Origin of the sequence: Bacillus haikouensis, from assembly GCF_013179555.1 — a bacterium.
Taxonomy (GTDB): Bacteria; Bacillota; Bacilli; order Bacillales; family Bacillaceae_B; genus Rossellomorea; species Rossellomorea haikouensis_A.
Genome location: NZ_JABMCR010000601.1, coordinates 1 through 740, shown reverse-complemented (window position 1 = coordinate 740; position 740 = coordinate 1). Strand labels below are relative to the sequence as shown.

The 740-nt window shown below is 62.4% G+C and carries 1 protein-coding gene; it reads right to left on the bottom strand.

What is annotated here, in order from left to right; genetic code table 11:
* On the bottom strand, window positions 1-740 hold a 740-nt coding region (locus HP456_RS25875; RefSeq protein WP_172255889.1), incomplete at both ends, for an ABC transporter ATP-binding protein.

Below are 740 nucleotides of genomic sequence, written 5' to 3'. Positions count from 1 at the left end.
ATGAAGACGGTATCGCCATGCCTGCATTCGAACTCGCCATCGGTTCTGGCGGTGATGGGTCCGATGCCCTGGACGTCGAGATGCAGGAAGGTATCGGAGCCGAGATGTTCGGCGACGGTTACCTTGCCCTGCCACAGACCGGCCTCTTTTGACAGCGCCAGATGCTCCGGCCGCACCCCGGCGGTGGTGGCATTCTTGCTGCGGGCATAGTCGCCGGTGATGAGGTTCATGCGCGGCGAGCCGATGAAGCCGGCGACGAAGAGGTTGGCGGGGGAGCGGTAAAGCTCCATTGGCGAGCCGACCTGCTCGATATTGCCGCGGTTAAGGACCACGATCTTGTCGGCCATGGTCATGGCTTCCACCTGGTCGTGGGTGACGTAGATCATCGTCGTCTTTAACGTGTTGTGCAGCTCGGAGATTTCCAGCCGCATGGTGCCGCGCAGCGCCGCATCGAGGTTGGAGAGCGGCTCGTCGAACAGGAAGGCCTTCGGTTCGCGCACGATGGCGCGGCCGATGGCCACACGCTGGCGCTGGCCGCCGGACAGCTGTGAGGGCCGGCGTTCGAGATAATCGGTGAGGTTGAGAATGCGGGCGGCATCCTCGACCTTCTTGTCGATGACGGCCTTGTCGAGCTTGGCCATCTTCAGCGGGAAGGCGATGTTGTTCCTGACACTCATATGCGGGTAAAGCGCATAGGACTGGAACACCATGGCAAGGCCGCGCTCGGCCGGCGCCTTTTC